We start from the raw sequence: 19,781 nt of genomic DNA on the forward strand, positions 1-19,781 counted from the left end.
ATGAGCGGCTCCAGTCCCATGAACGTCTTCGATATCGCCGGCCGCGCCATGAGCGCGCAGCTGGTGCGGCTCAACGCCACCGCGTCCAACATGGCCAATGCCGGCAACGTCACGGGCAGCGCGGGCGAAGCCTATCGGGCGATCAAGCCGGTGTTCGAATCCGTCACCGACGCGCCGGGCGTATCGACCGTCAAGGTCAAGAATGTCGTCACCACCAATGCGGAGCCGACCAAGCGCCACGATCCCAACCATCCGCTGGCCGACGCCAATGGCGATGTCTGGGAAGCCGCCGTCGATAGCAATGCGGAGCTGGTCGACATGATCGAGACCGCCCGCATGTACCAGAATAATGTGCAGGTCCTGAACACGGCCAAATCCCTGATGCTCGAAACCATAAGGATCGGCAAATGACGACGACCTCCTCCGTCACCGACAGCGCGGGCCTTTCGGTCTACAACCCGAACGCCAAGGTCGGAACGGGCAGCGCCACCATGGACCAGTCGAGCTTCCTGACGCTGCTGACCGCACAGATGCAGTATCAGGATCCGTTCGCGCCGGTCGACAATGCCGAGATGGTGTCGCAGATGGCGACCATCACCAATTCGACCGGCATTGCCGAGATGAACGCGACGCTGAAGGGCCTGGCGAGCGAGCTGACCGGCACGCGGCTGGGCGACGCGGCGAGCTGGATCGGCAAGTCGATGCTGGTCCAGAGCAATATCGCCGTCCCCGACGCCAGCGGCACCTATGCCGGCCAGATCACCCTGCCCTCCGCCGTCGACGGCGCGACCGTCGACCTGGTCGATGCCAGCGGCAATGTCGTCAAGACCATCGACATGGGATCGCAGCCGGCCGGCGACGTCACCTTCTACTGGGATGGCAAGAATGATGCGGGCGAAACTGTCAGCACCGACGCCCTCCAGGTCAAGGTCAATGGCGCGACCCCCAGCAAGGTCGCGACCTGGGCCACCATCGCCGCCGTCCAGTCACCCGCGGACGGCTCCTCCTCCAAGCTCATCACCGCGCTCGGCAGCTACAGCCCGTCCGACGCGATCAGCCTGATGTAACTTCACCCGCCTTTCAAAAATCCTTTTCACCCAAGGAGCAACGCCATGTCCTTCTACATCTCCCTGTCGGGCCTCAAGGGCGCACAGACCGACCTTTCGACCATTTCCAACAATGTCGCCAACGTGAACTCGACCGCCTTCAAGAAGAGCAAGGCGCAGTTCGGCGACATCTTCGCCGCCGCACCGATGCAGACCACCAGCCAGGTGGCCGGTCAGGGCGTGCGCGTGCAGGGCGTGGCCCAGCAATATACGCAGGGCACGATCGAAACCACCGACAAGACGCTGGACCTCGCCGTCACCGGCGAAGGCTTCTTCACCGTGAAGGGCGATGACGGCAATGTCAGCTACACCCGCAACGGCGCCTTTTCGGTCGATGAAGATCGCTATGTCGTCGACACCACTGGATCGCGCATCCAGGTATTCGGCGTCGACCCCACGACCGGCGACCTCACCACGGCCACGACCGGCGCCACCCCGGCGGACCTGACCGACCTTCAGATCCCGACCACGCTGGGCGGCGACCCCGCCGGCGCGCAGCTGACCAGCGTCGGCGTGAACAAGGAAGGCCTGGTCTCGGCGGTCTATGCCGACGGCAGCACCGTCTATCTGGGCCAGGTCGCCATGGCCGCCTTCAACAGCCAGGAAGGTCTGCGCCAGGGCGGCGACGCCCACTGGACATCGACCGTGGCCAGCGGCGCGCCGATGCTGGGCACCGCCAATGAAGGCCTGTTCGGCGCGGTCAATTCCGGCTCGCTGGAACGGTCCAACGTCGACATCACCGAGGAACTGGTGAACCTGATCGCCGCGCAGCGCAATTTCCAGGCGAACAGCAAGGCGATCGAGGCGGCGAATACGCTGACCACCACGATCGTCAACCTGCGCACCTGATCGCTTAGGCACGGAATAGAAAGGACAGCCCATGGACCGGCTCGTCAACACGGCACTCACGGCGATGCGCGGCGCGATGGCGCGGCAGGCGTCGGTCGCGAACAATCTCGCGAACGTCAACACCGTCGGCTTTCGCGCCGAGATCGCCAATGCCGAGACGCGCTGGATCCAGGGCGAAACCTTCGACACCCGCGCCCAGGCTTCGGAACAGGTGATCGCTGCCGACATGGCGCAAGGCGCGGTCACCACGACCGGCAATCCGCTGGACGTGGCCATGGACGGCGATGCCCTGCTCTCCGTTCAGGCTGCGGACGGCAGCGAGGCCTATACGCGCCGCGGCGACCTGAAAATCACCGACAGCGGCCTGCTGACCACCGGCGACGGCCTTGCCGTGCTGGGCGAAGGCGGTCCCATCATCCTGCCGCAGATGGACAGCGTGTCGATCGCCAAGGATGGCAGCATCTGGGGCGTGCCGCAGGGCGGCGACCCCGCCAATCCGGCGCAGGTCGACAAGCTGAAGCTGGTCAACGCAGCAGGGTCCAGCATCGCCAAGAGCACCGACGGTCTGTTCCGCGAGGTGAATGGCGGCGCGCTGCCGTCCGATCCGCTCGCCAGCGTGACGTCGGGATCGCTGGAAGGATCGAACGTCAATTCGACCCAGGCGCTGATCGACATGATCGAGGCGAGCCGCGCCTGGGAAACCCAGGTGAAGATGATCGATACCGCCAAGCAGCTGGACGATGGCGGCGCGTCGCTGATGCGTCTCGACAGCTGAGGCAGATGGTTAATTTTGGCACGCATCTTGCTGTGATGGACGCATGAGCATCCCCTGGTGATGCCGCACGGAGATTGAACGATGAGCAACGCCGCCCTTCATGTCGCCCGCACCGGCCTTGACGCGCAGAACACGAAGATGCGCGTGATCGCCAACAATCTGGCGAACGTCAACACGACCGGTTTCAAGAAGGACCGCGCCGATTTCGAGACGCTGGCCTATCAGCAGATCATCCAGGCGGGCGCCAATTCGGACAGCGAGAACAGGTTCGCCAACGGCCTGAACCTCGGTTCGGGCGTCGCGCTGCAGGGCACCAGCAAGGTCAACACCCAGGGCACGCTCAGCCAGACCAACAATGTGCTGGACATGGCGATCGAGGGATCGGGCTATTTCCAGGTGCAGCAGCCCGACGGCTCCACCGCCTATACCCGCGCCGGCAATTTCAGCGTCACCGCCGAAGGCACGATCGTCACCAGCGACGGCCTGCCGCTGATCCCGCAGATCACCGTGCCGCAGGGCGCGACGTCGGTCACGATCGGCAATGACGGCACCGTCTCGGCAACCTTGCAGGGCGAGAGCGAACCCAGCCAGCTCGGCCAGATCGAACTGGCGAGCTTCATGAACCCGGCGGGCCTGACCTCGATTGGCGGCAACCTGCTGACCGAAAGCGCGGCCAGCGGCACGCCGCAGGTCGGCGTCGCGGGCCTGGAAGGCCGGGGCGTCATCCGCTCGGGCTATCTCGAAGGATCGAACGTCAACATCGTCGAGGAGCTGGTCGACATGATCGAGACCCAGCGCGCCTATGAGGTCAATTCGAAGATGATCAAGGCGACCGACGAAATGCTCCAATATGTCAATCAGAATATGTAAGGCTGGATGATGCGTCTGTCCCTTGCCGCTATCGTCGCCGTCTCACTGATCGCGCTGGCCGCCTCCCCGCTGGAGGCCGCCAAGAAGAACAAGCGGGACGTCGAGCGCGACTATTACACGCCGACGATCGCGCCGCCCGCCGCGCCTCCGGCGAACGGCTCCATCTTCCAGGCGTCGATGGGCTATACGCCGTTGACCAGCGGCGCACGCGCGACGGCGGTGGGCGACATCGTCACCATCGTCCTGGTCGAACGCACCCAGGCGAGCAAGAGCACCAGCGCGGACACCGCCCGAAATGGATCGATCGGCCTGACGCCGCCGACCACCGGCATATTGTCCAAGCTCTTCTCCGCCAGCGACGTCGCGGCGGGCGGCCAGAACAGCTTCACCGGCAAGGGCGCCGCCAGCCAGTCCAATGCGCTGACCGGCGAAATCACCGTGACCGTCGCGCAGGTCTATCCCAACGGCACGATGCTGGTGAAGGGCGAAAAGGCGCTGACGCTCAATCGCGGCGACGAGTTCATCCAGATCAGCGGCCTCGTCCGCCAGGCCGATATCGCCCCCGACAACCGCATCGCGTCGACCCGCGTCGCGGACGCCAAGATCATCTACAAGGGCAAGGGCGAGATCGCCAATGCCAGCCGCCAGGGCTGGTTGCAGCGCTTCTTCTCCGCCATCAGCCCGTTCTGACGGAGACTCCCATGACCTCCCTCGCCCGCATTATTTTCGTTCTCTCCTGTAAGGGGAGGTGGCGCGCCGAAGGCGTGACGGAGGGGTGTCACCCTAACGAGAGGGGGACACCCCTCCGTCTGGCTACGCCAGCCACCTCCCCTTCCAGGGGAGGATGGGCGAAGCACCTGGTCGGCGCCCTGCTCGTCCTGCTTTCCTGCACCGCGCCGGCCCATGCCGAGCGCATCAAGGATCTGGGCAGCTTTCAGGGCGTTCGCCCGAACCAGCTGACCGGCTATGGCATCGTCGTGGGCCTGGCCGGCACCGGCGACGACAGCATCCAATATGCGACCGAGGGCATGAAGGGCGTCGTCTCCCGCTTCGGCCTGACCCTGCCGCCGGGTGTCAATCCGGCACTCAAGAACGCCGCGGCGGTGCTGGTGACGGCGGACCTGCCCGCCTTCGCCAAGCCCGGCCAGCGTCTGGACGTCACCGTGTCGGCGCTGGGCAAGGCCAAGTCGCTGCGCGGCGGCACGCTGATCATGACTCCGCTGCGCGGTGCGGATAACGAGATTTACGGGATGGCGCAGGGCAATCTGGCCGTCGGCGGCCTGGGCGTGTCCGGCGCGGACGGCAGCCAGGTTTCGGTCAATATTCCTTCGGCCGGGCGCATCCCCGGCGGCGCCACGGTAGAACGCGCGGTCGCGACCGGCTTCGACACCGCCCCCACGCTGACCTTCAATCTCGCCGAAGCCGATCTGACCACGGCGCTGCGCGTGGCCGACGGCATCAACAAGACCTTCGGCGATCGCCGCGCCCGCGCGACCGACGCCGTCTCGGTCGCGATCGATGCCGCCCCCGGCGCCGAAGACCGCATCCTGATGATGGGCATGATCGAGAATATCGAGATCGCCCCCGCCGACGCCCCGGCCAAGGTGATCGTCAACGCCCGCACCGGCACGGTCGTCATCAACGGCGCGGTCAAGATCCATCCGGCCGCGATCGCGCACGGCAAGATCACCGTCAGCGTCAACGAAAGCCCGCGCATCGTTCAGCCCGCCCCCTTCAGCCGGGGCGAGACCGCGGTCGAGCCGTCGAGCAGCATCAGCATCGATGAACAGAAAAAACCGATGGTCAATTTTAAAGGTGGGGCGTCGCTGGCCGATATAGTGAAGGCGGTCAACGCCATCGGGGCTTCCCCGGCGGACATGGTCGCGATCCTGGAGGCGCTCAAGCAGGCGGGCGCGATGAAGGCGGAGCTGGTGGTATTGTGATGCAGGTAAATGGAACGAACGCCGCCGGCGCGACCAGCACGGCCAGCTCGCAAAAGGCCGCGCTCGGCAAGGTCGCGCAGCAGTTCGAGGCCGTGTTCCTGCGCCAGATGATCGGCGCGATGCGGTCGGCGGGCCTCGCCGAAGGCATTGGCGATTCCAGCGCGACCCAGCAGTTCCGCGACATGGCTGACGCCCGCACCGCCGACGCCATGGCGAGCAAGGGCGCGATGGGCATCGCCGAACTGCTGCTGAAACAGTTCGGCGATCGCGTGTCCGACGCCCCTGCCGCTGACGCCACAGCCGGGACGACCGGCGCATGAGCGACCTCTTCATCATCGGCGCTTCGGGCACCAAGGCCTATCGCACCGCGATGGCCGCCATTTCCGAGAATATCGCCAATGCCAGCACCGCCGGCTATGCGCGCAGGTCGGTGACGACGATCGAATCCGGCTCGTCGACAGCCACCATGTCGCTCTATGTGGCGCGCGCCAATTTCGGCGGCACGCAGGTCGCCGGCATCAACCGTGCGGCCGACCCCTATCTGGACGCCACCGTCCGCCAGACCGGCATGACGCTGGGCAGTGCGACGGCCCGCCTGCGCTGGCTGACCGACGCCGAAACCGCGATGAACGACAGCAGCACCGGCATCGGCCAGCTGATGACCGGCATGTTCCAGAATATGGAAAAGCTGGCGGCCAGCCCGTCCGACACGTCGCTGCGCGTCACCACGCTGGACAGCATCAGCCGCGTATCGCAGGCCTTCAATCAAACCGCCACCGATTTGAAGATCGTGTCGGAAGGCATCGCGACCGAAGCGCAGGCTTCGGTCAACACGATCAACCAGTCGCTTTCCGCTCTTGCCGACATCAACAACAGCCTGCTGCGCGCGCAACCGGGCACGTCGGCTTATGCGCAATTGCTCGACAGCCGCGATTCGGCCTTGCAGGATCTGTCTGCGAACCTGAACGTCTCGATCAGCTTCGGCGCGCATGACAGCGCGGAAGTGACCTTCAACGGCCAGACGCTGGTCAGCGGCAACGCCGCCACCAGCGTTTCGGTCGCGGCCAATGCCGACGGCACGCTGGCGCTGAGCCTGGCCGACGGCACCGCGCTGACCGCCCCTGCCAATGGTGCGCTGGGCGGCCTTTTCTCCGCCGCCGACACGGTGGCTGATCGCCGCGAGAGCCTCGACACGCTGGCCGAACAGTTCGTGACCGACGTCAATGCCTGGCACGCGCAAGGCGTGACCGACAGCGGCGCGGCCGGCGGCGCGCTCCTGTCCTGGACCGGCAGCGCGGCGACGATGACCGCGCTGGACGTCGAGCCTGCCGATCTGGCGCTCAAATCGGCCGACGGCACCGCCAACGGCAATCTGCTGACCGTCGGTTCGGTGCTGCGCGGCAATGGCAGCGTGGAACAGAACTGGACCTCGCTGGTCGCGAGCCACGCGAACCTGCTGGCGGCAACCCAGGCCGAATATGACACGGCGACCAGCCGCAACGACCAGGCCGTCGCCGCGCGCGAAGCGGTGAGCGGCGTCGACCTCGACATGGAAGCCGCCGATCTTCTGCGCATTCAGCAGGCCTATTCGGCATCCGCCAAGGTGCTCCAGATGGCCAAGGAAACCATCGATTCCATCCTGAATATCATGTGATCGGAAAGGACTGACCCATGGTAGGCATCACCAACAAGATCATGCTCGCCGAAATCCGCCGGCAGCAGAAATTGTCGCAGGATATCGTCGACGGACAGACCGCCATCTCGACCGGCATCACGCTGAACAAGCCGTCCGACGACGCGCTTGCCTGGGTGCAGCTGTCGGATGTAGGCCGGGCGCAGGCGCAACAGGCCGCCTGGCAGGCCAATGTCAGCTATGGCACCACGCGCGCCACCAATGCCGACAATAATCTCTCCGAAATCAACAATCTGCTGACCCGCGCGCAGGAACTGGTTACGTCGGCCCGCAACGGATCGCTGAATGATACCAGCCGCGCCGCGATCGTCGAGGAAATGTCGACGATCCGCACCACCATCGGCGAATTGCTGAACCAGAAGGATTATCAGGGGACGCCCGTCTTCGACGACCAGCAGAGCGTGCTCGTGCCGGTCAGCCGCGGCCTCAATCTCGCCGTCGTGGGCACAAAGCAGGAAGTGTCGGAAGGGATTGACGTGAATGGCACGCCCATGTCGATCGACGCCCTCCTCGCCCAGAGCATAGCGGCGGTTGAAAGCGGCGTGGACGCCGACATCGCCGCCTCGCTCGACGGGGTGAAGGCCGCGCAGAGTCACATCACCGTCCAGCAGGCCAAACAGGGCGTGCGCGGCGAGCGGCTGGAAACCATCGGTGAGCGCCTGACCAATGTCGACCTCAACCTGACCGAGCGGCGCGCCGACCTGGAATCGACCGATCTTCAGGAAGTGATCGCCAATGTGAAGGCGCAGCTGCTCCAGCTCGAAGCGGCCCAGTCGGCCTTCGCGCGCATCAATCAGCAGACACTGTTCGACCTGATCAGTTGAGGCGGAAAAAGGCGGCTCCGTGCTAAAGCGGACGCTAACCAGTCCGTATTAACCAGAAACGGACAGGCGCCCAGAGGGGGCCGACGAGCCACCGCCTCCGGGCACATTTTCGGGGACCATCATGTTTGCAATCATCGGCCTTGTCGTGCTTTTGGGCATGGTGTTCGGCGGCTTCATCATCACCGGCGGCGACATCGGCCCGGTGCTTCACGCCCTGCCGCACGAAATGCTCATCATCGGCGGCGCGGCCGTCGGCGCGCTGATCATCGGCAATTCGGGCGCAGACCTGAAGGCGCTGGGCGGGGGCCTGGCCAAGGTGTTCAAGGGACCGCGATATAAGAAGCAGGACTTTCTCGACTGCATCTTCCTGGTCAGCAAGCTGATGAAGACGCTGCGCGTCGAAGGGCCGGTCGCGCTCGAACCCCATATCGAGGACCCGGCCAGCTCGACCATCTTTTCCGAATATCCCAAGCTGATGAAGGACAAGACGCTCATCCACCTGATGAGCGATACGCTGCGCCTGGTGGTCGTATCGTCCGGCACGCTCGATCCGCACGCGGTCGAGGAGGTCATGGACAATGCGCTCAAGACCCATCATCATGAAGCGCTGAAGCCCGCCGACAATCTTCAGGGCCTGGCCGACGCGCTGCCCGCGCTGGGCATCGTCGCGGCGGTTCTGGGCGTGGTGAAGACCATGGGCTCGATCGACCAGCCGCCATCGGTCCTGGGCGCGATGATCGGCTCGGCGCTGGTCGGCACCTTCCTGGGCGTGCTGCTCGCCTATGGCATGGTCAATCCTTTCGCCAACCGCTGCCGCGCGGTGATCGAGGCTGACGGCGCCATGTATCATGTCGTCAAGCAGATCATCATCGCGTCGCTGCACGGCCACCCGCAGCCGCTGGTGATCGAGGCCGCACGCTCCAGCCTGACCCATGCCAACCAGCCGGCCTTCGCCGAAGTGTTCGACGGTATGCGGGGCAAATAAGCCATGGCGGAGAAGAAGCGCGGCGCGAACGAGCCTGAACCCCGGCCGATCATCGTCAAGAAGATCATCGTCGAAGGGCATGGCGGCCATCATGGCGGCGCCTGGAAGGTCGCCTATGCCGACTTCGTGACGGCGATGATGGCCTTCTTCCTGTTGATGTGGCTGCTGGGCGCCACCACCGAAAAGCAGCGCAAGGCGCTGGCCGACTATTTCACCCCCACGCTGGTCGAGCTGAAGATGGCGTCGGCCGGTTCGACCGGCCTGCTGGGCGGCGACAGCCTGACGGGCAAGGAAAATTACCCGACCACCGGCGGCCAGGGCAATCTATCGATCACCATTCCGCGTGACGCCACCGGCACCAAGGACCAGGGCGGCAAGGCGATGCGCGCCGCCGATCGGCAGAAGTTCGAAGCGATCAAGAAGAGCCTGGAAGAACGCATGATGCGCAAGGGGCTGGGCAAGCTGCGCAAGAATGTGCGTTTCACCGAAACCCGCGAAGGGCTGCGCATCGACCTGATCGACGAGGCCGACTTCGCGATGTTCGCCATGGGCACCGACCAGCTCGTGCCGCAGGCCCGCGCCCTGATCGGCGAAGTCGCCAAGGTCGTGGAGTCCATGCCCAATCCGCTGATCGTGCGCGGCCATACCGACAGCCTGCCCTATGCGGCGGGACGGTCGATGAACAATTGGCGCCTCTCCTCCGGCCGCGCCGAAGCGACGCGCCAGGCATTGGCCGACAATGGCATCGGCAACAGCCGCTTCGCCCGGATCGAGGGGGTCGCCGACCGCGAACCCTTCATCAAAGACGACGCCTACGATCCGCGCAACCGCCGCATGTCGATCATCCTGGGTTGGACCCGTGGCGGCGGCAACGCCGACGATGAAGGACTGGACGAGGAGACGAAGGCCGCGATCAGGGAGCGTGACGATCCTGCCCGCGTGGCGAAGGCGCAGGCGGCAAAGCTCGACATGGGCGGGACCGGCCTGCCTGCCGGCGCTCAGCTGATCAATCCGACCGCGGCGGGAACATCAAGCAAGCCGGGCAAGCATTGAGGCGTATAGCGCGCTTGTCCTGATCAGCGGGGTTCGCGCGTCAGGCCTAGCCCTTCGCCAGCGCCCGCTCCACGACGAGCGCGTAAATGCGCGCCAGATCGTGCAGGTCCTGCACCGCCACGGCTTCGTCCAGCTTGTGCATGGTCGCATTGTTCAGGCCGAACTCCACCACCGGGCAGAGGCGCGAGAGGAAGCGCGCGTCGGACGTGCCGCCGGTGGTCGACAGCTCGGTTTCCACGCCGGTCACGTCGCGGATCGCGCCGCTGACCAGCGCGGACAGGGCGCCCGGCTGGGTCAGGAAGGATTCGCCGCTGATCCGCGCCTCCACCGTGCCGCCTTCGACGGCGGCGATGGTCTTGATCCGCTCGATCAGCGACGCGCCGCTATGTTGATCGTTGAAACGGATGGAGATGCGGGCCGTCGCCTTGCCGGGGATGACATTATGCGCGGCATTGCCGACCTCCAGGTCGGTGATCTCGATATTGCTGGGCTGGAACCAGTCGGTGCCCTCGTCCAGCACCTCCGCCTCGATCGCCGTCAGGATGCGCACCAGCCGGGGGATCGGATTGTCGGCCAGATGCGGATAGGCGACATGGCCCTGGCTGCCCGCGGCGCTGATCCACATATTGACCGACCCGCGCCGGCCGATCTTCACCACGTCGCCCAGACGCCGGGATGAGGTCGGCTCGCCCACCAGGCACATATCGGGGCGCAGATCGCGCGCCGCCATCCGGTCCATCAGCGCCAGCGTGCCATAGACGGCCGGGCCTTCCTCATCACCGGTGATGATCAGGCTGATCGTGCCGGGCAGGTCTTCGGGCAGGTCGCGGAGCGCCGCGACGAAGGCCGCGATCGATCCCTTCATGTCCACCGCGCCCCGGCCGTAGAGCAGGTCGCCGCGAATTTCGGGCGTGAAGGGATCGCTGGCCCAGCCCGGGCCCGGCGGCACCACGTCCAGATGCCCGGCAAAGGCGAAATGCGGCCCCGCCCCGGTCGTCCGCCAGGCAAGCAGATTTTCGACCGGGCCATCGGGCGCCTCCCCCGTGACGAAACGGTCGACGGTGAAGCCCAGCGGCGCCAGCATCGTCTCCAGCACCGCGAAGACCTCACCGGTAGCCGGTGTCACGGACGGGCAGGCGAGCAGGCGCTGGGCCAGGGCCACGACATTTTCCTGGGGGTCATTGGAGTCATTGGGGCTGGTCATGCTCATTGCGCGGCGTTAGCGAAAGCTGGACCCGTTGACCAGCGGCAGGAGAAAGGCGTGCCAAGGATCGCGCTTGAAGACGTGGGACAAACGAACAGCACCGGCTATCCGGCCGAACATGCCGGTATCGTGAAAGGGCGCTGGTATCGGCGGCTTGGGCCGGCCACGGGACTGTCCGACTTTGGCGTCAGCCATGTGGTGCTGAAGCCCGGCTCCGCCTCCTCCCACCGCCATTGGCATGAGGATGAGGACGAGTTCGTGGTGATGCTGGCGGGCGAGGCGGTGCTTGTGGAGGATGGCGCGCGCACCTTGCTCCATGCGGGGGACATGGCGGCCTTTCCCAAGGGCGAACCCAACGGCCATCATCTGGTCAATGAAAGCGCGGAGGATTGCGTGTTCATCGCCTTCGGCCGTCCGCCCGCGGGCGATTGCCATTATTCGGATATCGACCTGCTATGGTCGGGCGGAGCCTACCGCCACAAGGACGGGAGCTGCTATTGACGATGAAGATGGACCGCCGCGCGTGGATGAAGGGCGCGGGGACCGCGGGCATGGGCGCAATGCTGGCGGCGGCGCATATGCCCGCGATAGGCGCGACCGCCGGGCCGATCCGGCCGCCGCGACTGCGGCAGGGCGATATTGTGGGACTGATCGAGCCGGCCGGTTTCACCGACGACGCCTTTGACCTCGATCTGGTCAAGGACACCATCGCCGCCATGGGCCTCAAGCCCAAGCCCGCGCCGCATCTGGCCGAACGCTATGGCTATCTGGCGGGCAAGGACAAGGACCGCGCCGCGGACGTGAACATGATGTTCGCCGATCCCGAGGTGCGGGCGGTGTTCGCGGTGCGGGGCGGCTGGGGCTGCGCGCGTATCCTGCCGCTGCTGGATTTCGCGACCATTCGGAAAAACCCCAAGCTGCTGATCGGCTATTCCGACATCACAGCGCTGCACATGGCCTTTGCGGCCAGGGCGGGCTTCACCACCATCCATGGTCCCGTCGCGTCGAGCAGATGGGGACGCTATAGCTGGGACGCGTTCCGCGCCGTCGCCTTCGACGGCGCGACGCCGACCTTCGCCAACCCGGAGGCGCACGAGGACCGGCTGGTCCAGCGCGCCGGACGCATCCGCACCTTCCGCCCCGGCGTGGCGCGCGGGCGGCTGCTGGGCGGCAACCTGACCGTGCTGGCGGCGCTGATGGGCACGCCCTGGCTGCCCGATTTTTCGGGCGCCATTCTCTTCATCGAGGATATTGGCGAGCAGCCCTACCGGATCGACCGGATGCTGACCCAGATGAAGCTGGCAGGGGTGCTGGGCAAGTTGAAAGGCGTGGCGTTCGGGCAATGCACTGATTGCGGCCCGGCGGGCGCCAGCTTCGGCGGTTTCACCTTGTCCGAAGTGCTGCAACAGCATCTGGAGCCGCTGGGCATCCCCGCCTTCCAGGGCGGCCAGTTCGGCCATGTCGCCGACCAATATTGCCTGCCGCTCGGCGTGCAGGCGGAAATGGATGCGACCGCGGGCACGATCCGGCTGCTGGAGCCGGCCGTTACGTGAGGATCAGGGGCGTTCGTCCCAGCGGACCAGATGGACGGCGCCGTCCCGATCCACGGAAAACTCGCCGAAGCCCCCCGTGCGCAGCTTGCGCGGGGGCAGGCCGAGCGCCAGCAGGGCGAAGCGGGCCGCACCGTTGCTGGTGACGAGCAGGTCCGCCTCCCCGGCTTGGGCACCGGCTTCGGCGAAGAAGGCCAGCCAGGCGGCAAGGCGCATGTCCGCGTCGACTGTCCAGCCATCGGGTGCGATGCTCTGCTCCTCCCATCGCGCAAGCGCCGCCGCGCCGATCCGCATGACCACTTCGGCCTCCGGGCGCCCTTCATCGGGGCCATGGTCGATCTCACTCAGCCAGTCGCATGGGCCGTCCGCGGTATGACCGGTCGCGGTTGCGATCGCCTCCGCCGTTTCCCGCGCGCGAAGCAAGGGACTGGCAAGGATGCGACCGATGGCGAAGGGCTGGCCGGCGAACCAGGCCCCCAGCCTCGCCGCCTGTTCGCGGCCGCTGTCCACCAGCGGGATGTCGGTCCGCGATCCGATGCGGCGCGGTTCCTCCCCACTGGCGAAGGTGTTGCCGTGGCGGATGACGAAAATGCTACGCATGACGGTCAGAGCGGCGGCGTGGGATCGCCATGCTCGGCGATCAGCCGTTCGACGCGGACTATGTCGGCTTCGGTGTCTATACCCGAACTGTCGAAGCGGGGCGGGTCGATCGCGACGGTCATGACCGGGATGCCCAATTCCAGCAGCCGCAACTGCTCCAGCCCTTCCAGCCTTTCCAGCGCGGTCGGCGGGCAGGCCTCGAACCGGCGCAGCGCTTCCAGCGCATAGCCATAGAGGCCGACATGCCGCCAGACCGGCGAAACCGGCTGGCTGGCGCGCAGCCTGTCCTCGTCACGGATCGCCGGGATGATCGTCTTGGAGAACCAGAGCGCTCGCCCGTCCGGCGCGCGGGCGCAACTGGTGCCGCTGAAGGGCGAGCGGACCTTGTGTTCGCGCAGCGCATCGAGCGATGGCCAGTCGAGCGCGATCACCGGGGTCGCGACTTGCGCGCCCCGCTCCAGCGCGACGATCACCGCACTCAAAGCGCCTTCGGGTTGGAAGGGCGAGTCGCCCTGGAGATTGACGACGAATTGCGGGGCCACAGGCATGGCCAGCGCCGCGGCGAGGGCTCGGCCCGATCCGGTGGCGATCGCCCTGTCGGTCATGACCGCCGGACAGCCGACGTCCTGCGCATGATCTGCGATTTCCGCGTCGTCGGTGGCTACGACCAGAGCGATATTCGGCAGATCGGTGATGGCCGCCCGCGCCATCGCGATCGTCCGATGTAGCAGGGTGCGTCCGGCGATCAGCCGCAGCGGCTTACGGGGCAAACGGGTCGACCCAGCCCGTGCCGGAATGACGACGAGATGGTTCAGGCAACCCCGGCGTGCAATAGGTCATGCATATGGAGTGCGCCCTTCAGGCGGCCATTTTCGCAGACGAAAAGCAACATGATATTGCGCTCATGCATCAGGTGCAGTGCTTCGGACGCCAGTTCGTCAGGCCCAACCGATTGCGGCGTGGTGGTCATGAAACGGCCGACAGCTTCGGTCAAATTCTGCTTGCCGGTGACGGTGCGGCGCAAATCCCCATCGGTGAAGGCGCCGATCAGATGGCCGCCCTGATCGACGATGGCTGTCCCGCCCAGGCGGCCGCGCGTCATTTCGATGGTGGCATCCAGCAGCGACGCATCCTCGCGCACCGACGGCACATTATCCCCCGTCGCCATCAGTTCGCGCACCTTGAGAAGCTGTGCGCCGAGCCGACCGTTGGGATGGAATTTATAGAAATCGTCGGCCGAAAAGCCGCGCATCTCCATGAGCGACACGGCCAGCGCGTCGCCGAATGCCATCTGCACCGTGGTCGAGGTGGTCGGTGCCAGTGCATTGGGGCAGGCTTCGGGCACGTCCGGCATCAGGATACAGATATCCGCCGCCAGCGCCGCCGTGCTCTGCGGCCGCGCGGTCATGGCCAGCAGGGGGATGGCGAAGCGCTTGCAATATTGGATGATCGGGCCGAGTTCGGTCGACTCCCCGGAGTGCGACAGCATCAGCACCACGTCGTCCGGCGTCACCATCCCCAGATCGCCATGGCCGGCGTCGGCGGGATGCAGGAAGATGGCGGGCGTCCCGGTGGAGGTCAGCGTCGCCGTCATCTTGCGCGCGACGATGCCGCTTTTGCCCATGCCGGTGACGATCACGCGGCCGCGGACATTCATCATCACGCCGACCAGACGAAGGAAATTGGCGGCGAATTCCCGTTCGCTGAAGCGGGCTTCAAGGGCGTGAAGGCCGTTCGCTGCGATCGACAGGCTTCGACACGCGGTTTCAACGATACGTCCGCCTGAACCGAAAGGCACGATCTTGGATGCTGATATCGACACGCGCTTGCCCTTTTTCCCGCCTGTGTCGCAAGCCTCCAACTCACGGACACACGCGGCGACGAACCGCCGAATTCGGCGTGCCGCCTTCCCTCACTATCGCGACCCCTGCCGGCAAAGGCCGGAGCAGAGCGACGGTCTACGCCGTATCAGACACTTATGGCAAACCATTTTGCACATGCGAAGAAAAAAGTTGCGAAGAATGTCGGCCGGGGCATGGTCGAAACACGGCAAGACGAGATGTCGCCGCGACAAGCGGCGCATCCTTTTTGCGTCTCGTGCGTGCGCTATCCTAATGGATGGCGTGATAGCTTCGATACCAGTCGACGAATCGCGGCACACCCGACTCGATTGCGGTATTCGGCGCGAAGCCAATGTCCTGGGCGATGGCGCTCACGTCTGCGAACGTCGCATGGACGTCGCCCGGCTGCATCGGCTGAAAGTCGATTTCCGCCTTCTTCCCGATCGCATCCTCCAGCACCGAAATGAGATGCATCAACTCTTCGGGCCGGTTGTTGCCGATATTGTAGAGCCGGTGCGGCGCACGGCTGCCACCCGCCTTGACCGCGCCATCGTCGGCGGGCGGATGATCGAGACATCCCAATATGCCCGACACGATGTCGTCGATATAGGTGAAGTCGCGCTGCATCCGGCCGTGGTTGAAGACGGGGATCGGCTCGCCGGCCAAGATTTTCGACGTGAATATCCACATCGCCATGTCGGGCCGGCCCCAGGGGCCATAAACGGTGAAGAAGCGCAGGCCCGTCATCGGTATGCGGAAGAGATGGGCATAGGTCTCGCTCATCAGCTCATCGGCGCGTTTGGTCGCGGCATAGAGCGAAACGGGATGGTCAGTCCGGTCCTCGACGCGGAAAGGCAGGCTGTCATTGCCGCCATAGACCGAGGAGGAAGAGGCATAGACCAGGTGCCGCACGCGGCGCTCGCGCGCCAGTTCGAGCATGTTCACATGGCCCGCGAGGTTGGAGCGAACATAGGCGTGCGGATTGATCAGCGAATAGCGCACGCCCGCCTGCGCGCCCAGATGGACGATCGATTCGATCACCTGGTCGTGCAGCGCGTCCTGAACCGCGCCCATGTCGGCAAAGTCCAGTTCATGAAAGGTGAACAGCCTGTCATGCGCCCGGTGCAGCGCGTCGAGCCGCGCGCGCTTGAGCGACACGGGATAATAATCGTTGAGATTGTCGATGCCGACCACGGCATGGCCTTGCGCCATCAGGCGATCGGCGACATGCATACCGATGAAACCCGCTGCGCCAGTGACGAGAATCGTCATGCCTTTTTCTCCTCAGGATGCCGTGCCCCGTCTCTGCCGAAGCGACAGCCGATGTAAAGCCCCCTGGGGCACTATCGCCCGAATGCGCCGGTTCCGGCTCTTCTTGCTTAGGCTTTCCCTAATCTTTCCTGCCTAAGGGGTGAACATGGATATGGTTTTCCATCCACCGCCTCTTTCGTGCGATGCGCCGGCGCAGCGTGCGCGCTGGACGGCGCTGGCGCTGGATGCGGCAGAAGCCAACGCCTTTTACGGCCCCGATATGCTGGGTCCGGCGCTGGACCATCTGGCCGCCGATGCTGTGGTCCGGCTGGTTCAGGCACGGACGGACGAAGGCCTGATCGGCCTGTTGCCGGTCGTTGCGCAGAGCAGCCATGGCCGCCTGCCGATCGGCTGTGTCGCCAACTGGATGCACGACCATTGCTTCTTTGGCGCCCCGATCATCCGACAAGGCCAGGAGCTGGCCGCCTGGCGCAGCTTCATGGCCCAGCTGGATGCCGCGCCCTGGGCACATGGCTTCCTGCATCTGGAGGGGATCGACGCCGCCGGCGCAAACGCCGTCGCGATCGAGGCGCTTTGCGTCGAACAGCGGCGCGGTCGTCGCGAAATCCATCGCTATGACCGGGCGATGCTGCGGTCGACTCTGGATGCGGACGCCTATTGGGACGCCCATGTGCGGTCCAAGAAACGCAAGGAACTACGCCGCCTCCAGAAACGCCTCGCCGAACTGGGCACGGTCGAGCAGCGGCTGCTGACCGATATGGCGGAACTTCACCAATGGTGCGATGCCTTCCTGACGCTCGAAGCATCGGGATGGAAGGGCAAGGAAGGCACGGCGCTCGCCTGCAAGCCCGAACATGCCGCTTTTTTCCGCGACGCTTGCGCCACCGCCGGCGCGGCGGGGCGGCTGCACATGCTGCGCATCGACCTGGACGCGCGACCGATCGCCATGCTGGTCAATTTCCGCCACGGCGACGGCGCCTTTTCCTTCAAGATCGCGATCGACGAGACTTTGGGCCGCTTTTCGCCGGGCGTGCTGATCGAGATCGCCAATCTCCATGCCGTGCAGGGCGATCCTGCCATCGGCTGGATGGACAGTTGCGCCGCCGCCGACCATCCGATGATCGACAGCCTGTGGGCCGAGCGCCGCACCATCGTCCAATATCGCATCGCCCTGCGCGGCAGGGGCGTGGCCCGGCTCCAGCGCGCCGCTGCCTTCACCCTTGCCAACGGCGCCGAAACCTTAGCGCGCTTTCTGAAAGGACGGGAATGACCGCCCATAGCTCCACCATGACCGGCGCGGTCGCCACTTTCCCCGACAGCGCGCGCGCGACCTTCGCCGCCGCCTATCCCGACCAGCCGGTCAAGCTGACCCATGGGCTGGCGGGCCATGCATTGCTGAGCCTGGACGCGCTGGCGGACCTGGCGGAACGGATGCCCGCCGCTTCGGTCGAATATAATCTGGGCAAGCTGCCGCTGGGCATCAGGCCGGAGGATACGCCGTCCAACGGGCTGACCCTGGGCGAGACAATCCGCACGATCGAGAGCAACGGCAGTTGGGCCGTGCTCAAAAATGTCGAGCGCGATCCGGTCTATGCCGCGCTGCTCGACAGGGCGCTGGCCGAACTGGAGCCGATCGTCGCCGGGCAGACCGGGCCGATGTTGCATCGGGAGGCTTTCATCTTCCTCTCCTCCCCCGACAGCGTCACGCCCTTCCACATGGACCCGGAGCATAATATCCTGCTCCAGATCATGGGCACCAAGACCATGACGGTCTTCCCCGCGCGCGACGAGCAACTGGTGCCGGCGCAGCAGAGCGAGGATTTCCACAATGGCGGGCATCGCAACCTGTTGTGGCAGGATGGGTTCAAGACGCGCGGCATCGCCTTTCCCCTGGTACCCGGCGACGCCATCCATGTGCCGGTCAAGGCCCCGCATTTCGTCGAGAACGGCCCTGCCGTGTCGGTAAGCCTGTCCGTGACATGGCGGTCCGAACGGTCGGTTGCCGAGGGCGAACTGCACAGCTTCAACGCGCTGCTGCGCAAGCGCGGCCTGCCCGTCGGCACCGTCAGCGCACGGCCCGAGGAACAAGGACTGCGCCGATTCTTCTACCGCATCATGCGGAAACTGGGCGCCTGAACAGCCGGCGCAGCAGCGCCTCGGCCTCCAGCCGGGGCGTGAAACGCTCGATCACCCACCATTCCAACCGCTCCTCGCAGGTGGACAGGCTCTGCTTGTATCGATCCTTGCCGGCAAGGAAGCTATAACGCGCCAGATCACGGGCCGCATAATGGCCGACCGCCGCCGCGTGGCAGAGCAGCCCCGGCTTGTCCTTGGCTCCGGTCGGTTCGGCAAAGGCCGACTGATAGTTCATCGCCACGCCGCGATGCACGAAATTGACGAGCAGGCCGACAACCTCTCCCGCATCGGTGAAGCGCAACAGCTCGACCTGGCCGGTCGGCAGGCCGCGCGCCGAGATAGTCGCTACAAAATCCCGGAATCCGGCATCGTCCCACGCATTGTCAGCGTGCCGCCCTCGGTTGAGAGCGGCCATCTCCTCGATCCAGGGTTCGATCTCCGCCAGCGTGGCGGCCACGATGGCGGGCGGCGCGCCGCTCCGATCCTTGATCGCACGGCGGATCTGGCTGCGCGTATTAGCGCTGAGCAGCGAGAGATAATCGCCATCGGCCGCACGCACGGCGTCGAGATCGACCTGATAGACGGGCGACGCATCGACACAGGTGCGACGGCGGGCGGGCAGGCCCAGTAGGGGCGCGTCCGGCGCGATCCCGCTCACCCGCAGCGCGCGCCAGTCGCGACGACGGGCCAGCGCATCGATCGCCGCGGCGGACGCCTCCACCGCGCGGCCGGTTTCCGTCAGCAGGCCGTTATATTCGACATAGGGGCGATCGGCCGCCGGATCGCCCGACTGGTTGAGGCTGAGTGTCGCCACTGGTCCCAGAAGCCGCCGCTGCATCGCATGGCCCACCAACGCCAGCGCCACATCCCGTCCCTCCCCGTCGGTGACGGCCAGCAGTTCGGGCTGGATCGCATAGCTGTCGAGCCAGGCCCCCATCCAGGTCCAGCCGAGGAAGAAGGAGGCGTCCGACCGTGCCTCCAGCGCCTGCCAGCGTCGGGCAAGAGCCGCGCGATCGGGCCGGGAAAAGGTCGCGGTAAGGGACATGGCGCCCCTTGTGGCAGAGCGCCGGGCGGGGTCAA

22 protein-coding genes are annotated in these 19,781 nt (G+C 65.6%); 16 read left to right on the plus strand and 6 right to left on the minus strand.

The window, feature by feature from the left end; all coding sequences use genetic code 11:
- From flgC to AC58EF_RS04630, 12 genes are all read left to right on the plus strand, one after another.
- Positions 1 to 411 carry a flagellar basal body rod protein FlgC gene (gene flgC, locus AC58EF_RS04575; protein WP_497274880.1) on the plus strand — a complete coding sequence of 137 codons (411 nt, stop codon included), beginning with the start codon at positions 1 to 3 and terminating at the stop codon, positions 409 to 411.
- Complete coding sequence (locus tag AC58EF_RS04580; RefSeq protein WP_497274882.1) at positions 408 to 1,067, plus strand: flagellar hook assembly protein FlgD; 660 nt, start codon at positions 408 to 410, stop codon at positions 1,065 to 1,067. Before flgC ends, AC58EF_RS04580 begins: the two co-directional genes overlap by 4 nt.
- Before the next feature lie 45 nt (positions 1,068 to 1,112).
- Positions 1,113 to 1,955: a flagellar hook-basal body complex protein gene (locus AC58EF_RS04585; protein ID WP_497274884.1), complete on the plus strand. Its 843-nt coding sequence runs from the start codon at positions 1,113 to 1,115 to the stop codon at positions 1,953 to 1,955.
- A 31-nt stretch (positions 1,956 to 1,986) separates the two neighbouring features.
- Positions 1,987 to 2,730: a flagellar basal body rod protein FlgF gene (locus tag AC58EF_RS04590; protein ID WP_497274886.1), complete on the plus strand. Its 744-nt coding sequence runs from the start codon at positions 1,987 to 1,989 to the stop codon at positions 2,728 to 2,730.
- A gap of 81 nt (positions 2,731 to 2,811) precedes the next feature.
- Positions 2,812 to 3,600: a flagellar basal-body rod protein FlgG gene (flgG, locus tag AC58EF_RS04595; RefSeq protein ID WP_497274888.1), complete on the plus strand. Its 789-nt coding sequence runs from the start codon at positions 2,812 to 2,814 to the stop codon at positions 3,598 to 3,600.
- Positions 3,601 to 3,609: 9 nt separating this feature from the next.
- A complete protein-coding gene (locus AC58EF_RS04600; protein WP_497274985.1) occupies positions 3,610 to 4,290 on the plus strand; it encodes a flagellar basal body L-ring protein FlgH in 681 nt (226 codons plus the stop codon).
- An 11-nt stretch (positions 4,291 to 4,301) separates the two neighbouring features.
- A complete protein-coding gene (locus AC58EF_RS04605) occupies positions 4,302 to 5,543 on the plus strand; it encodes a flagellar basal body P-ring protein FlgI (protein WP_497274889.1) in 1,242 nt (413 codons plus the stop codon).
- Positions 5,543 to 5,863, plus strand: a complete 321-nt coding sequence (locus AC58EF_RS04610; RefSeq protein ID WP_497274986.1) for a rod-binding protein — start codon at positions 5,543 to 5,545, stop codon at positions 5,861 to 5,863. Before AC58EF_RS04605 ends, AC58EF_RS04610 begins: the two co-directional genes overlap by 1 nt.
- The gene (gene flgK / locus AC58EF_RS04615) at positions 5,860 to 7,197 is read left to right on the plus strand and encodes a flagellar hook-associated protein FlgK (protein ID WP_497274891.1); all 1,338 of its coding nucleotides are present in this window, start codon (positions 5,860 to 5,862) and stop codon (positions 7,195 to 7,197) included. The genes AC58EF_RS04610 and flgK overlap by 4 nt, the downstream gene beginning before the upstream one ends.
- Positions 7,198 to 7,214: 17 nt before the next feature.
- Positions 7,215 to 8,060, plus strand: coding sequence for a flagellin (locus AC58EF_RS04620; protein WP_497274893.1), 846 nt, complete (start codon positions 7,215 to 7,217; stop codon positions 8,058 to 8,060).
- Between the two features lie 121 nt (positions 8,061 to 8,181).
- Positions 8,182 to 9,045, plus strand: a complete 864-nt coding sequence (motA, locus tag AC58EF_RS04625) for a flagellar motor stator protein MotA (protein WP_497274895.1) — start codon at positions 8,182 to 8,184, stop codon at positions 9,043 to 9,045.
- A gap of 3 nt (positions 9,046 to 9,048) precedes the next feature.
- On the plus strand, positions 9,049 to 10,098 hold the full coding sequence (locus AC58EF_RS04630; RefSeq protein WP_497274897.1) for a flagellar motor protein MotB: 1,050 nt from the start codon (positions 9,049 to 9,051) through the stop codon (positions 10,096 to 10,098).
- A gap of 46 nt (positions 10,099 to 10,144) precedes the next feature.
- On the opposite strand, the gene dapE is transcribed toward AC58EF_RS04630, so the two are convergent.
- A complete protein-coding gene (gene dapE, locus AC58EF_RS04635; RefSeq protein ID WP_497274898.1) occupies positions 10,145 to 11,308 on the minus strand; it encodes a succinyl-diaminopimelate desuccinylase in 1,164 nt (387 codons plus the stop codon).
- A gap of 51 nt (positions 11,309 to 11,359) precedes the next feature.
- Between dapE and AC58EF_RS04640 the strand changes: the two genes are divergently transcribed.
- Positions 11,360 to 11,803 carry a cupin domain-containing protein gene (locus AC58EF_RS04640; RefSeq protein WP_497274900.1) on the plus strand — a complete coding sequence of 148 codons (444 nt, stop codon included), beginning with the start codon at positions 11,360 to 11,362 and terminating at the stop codon, positions 11,801 to 11,803.
- A 2-nt stretch (positions 11,804 to 11,805) separates the two neighbouring features.
- Positions 11,806 to 12,855, plus strand: coding sequence for a S66 peptidase family protein (locus AC58EF_RS04645; RefSeq protein ID WP_497274902.1), 1,050 nt, complete (start codon positions 11,806 to 11,808; stop codon positions 12,853 to 12,855).
- A 3-nt stretch (positions 12,856 to 12,858) separates the two neighbouring features.
- Here AC58EF_RS04645 and AC58EF_RS04650 read toward each other — a convergent pair whose 3' ends face one another.
- The 4 genes from AC58EF_RS04650 to AC58EF_RS04665 all read right to left on the minus strand — a co-directional run bounded on the left by AC58EF_RS04650 (position 12,859) and on the right by AC58EF_RS04665 (position 16,565).
- Positions 12,859 to 13,452, minus strand: a complete 594-nt coding sequence (locus tag AC58EF_RS04650; protein ID WP_497274904.1) for a histidine phosphatase family protein — start codon at positions 13,450 to 13,452, stop codon at positions 12,859 to 12,861.
- 5 nt (positions 13,453 to 13,457) lie between these two features.
- Positions 13,458 to 14,267 (minus strand): 3-deoxy-manno-octulosonate cytidylyltransferase, encoded by an 810-nt coding sequence (gene kdsB / locus AC58EF_RS04655; RefSeq protein ID WP_497274987.1) that lies wholly within the window; start codon positions 14,265 to 14,267, stop codon positions 13,458 to 13,460.
- The gene (locus AC58EF_RS04660; protein WP_497274905.1) at positions 14,264 to 15,274 is read right to left on the minus strand and encodes a KpsF/GutQ family sugar-phosphate isomerase; all 1,011 of its coding nucleotides are present in this window, start codon (positions 15,272 to 15,274) and stop codon (positions 14,264 to 14,266) included. Before AC58EF_RS04660 ends, kdsB begins: the two co-directional genes overlap by 4 nt.
- 289 nt (positions 15,275 to 15,563) lie before the next feature.
- Positions 15,564 to 16,565, minus strand: a complete 1,002-nt coding sequence (locus tag AC58EF_RS04665; RefSeq protein WP_497274907.1) for an NAD-dependent epimerase/dehydratase family protein — start codon at positions 16,563 to 16,565, stop codon at positions 15,564 to 15,566.
- A gap of 145 nt (positions 16,566 to 16,710) precedes the next feature.
- Here AC58EF_RS04665 and AC58EF_RS04670 point away from each other — a divergent pair, with 145 nt between their 5' ends.
- Together AC58EF_RS04670 and AC58EF_RS04675 are read left to right on the plus strand one after the other, a co-directional pair.
- Positions 16,711 to 17,835, plus strand: coding sequence for a GNAT family N-acetyltransferase (locus tag AC58EF_RS04670; protein WP_497274909.1), 1,125 nt, complete (start codon positions 16,711 to 16,713; stop codon positions 17,833 to 17,835).
- Positions 17,832 to 18,701: a cupin-like domain-containing protein gene (locus AC58EF_RS04675; protein ID WP_497274911.1), complete on the plus strand. Its 870-nt coding sequence runs from the start codon at positions 17,832 to 17,834 to the stop codon at positions 18,699 to 18,701. Before AC58EF_RS04670 ends, AC58EF_RS04675 begins: the two co-directional genes overlap by 4 nt.
- Here AC58EF_RS04675 and AC58EF_RS04680 read toward each other — a convergent pair.
- A complete protein-coding gene (locus AC58EF_RS04680) occupies positions 18,679 to 19,746 on the minus strand; it encodes a GNAT family N-acetyltransferase (RefSeq protein ID WP_497274913.1) in 1,068 nt (355 codons plus the stop codon). The genes AC58EF_RS04675 and AC58EF_RS04680 overlap by 23 nt on opposite strands.
- Between the last annotated feature and the right edge of the window lie 35 nt (positions 19,747 to 19,781).

Source organism: Sphingobium sp. WR1, assembly GCF_059693745.1.